This is a genomic window from Flavobacterium zhairuonense, assembly GCF_004352915.1.
Classification (GTDB): Bacteria; Bacteroidota; Bacteroidia; order Flavobacteriales; family Flavobacteriaceae; genus Flavobacterium; species Flavobacterium zhairuonense.
This window is the reverse complement of the sequence record NZ_SJSY01000005.1, coordinates 1-219: the sequence shown is the minus strand read 5'-3', so window position 1 is coordinate 219 and position 219 is coordinate 1. Positions and strand designations below refer to the sequence as shown.

At 42.9% G+C, this 219-nt stretch carries 1 protein-coding gene; it reads left to right on the top strand.

Translation table 11 applies throughout. From position 1 onward, the window contains the following. A partial coding sequence (locus tag EYY60_RS00005) for a hypothetical protein (protein WP_208749411.1) occupies positions 1-219 on the top strand: 219 nt, incomplete at both ends.

The window sequence follows — 219 nt, the reverse complement described above, 5'->3', positions numbered from 1 at the left end:
AGAAGCTTTACAAGCAAAACAAGCAGCTGAAGAGAAAGCTAGAGTTGAAGAAGAAGCTCGTCAAGCGAAATTAGCGGCCGATGCAAAAGCAAAAGCTGATGCAGAAGTATTGAAATTGAAACTTGCTGCTGACGCAAAAGCTAAAGCTGACGCAGAAGCTTTACAAGCAAAACAAGCAGCTGAAGAGAAAGCTAGAGTTGAAGAAGAAGCTCGTCAAGC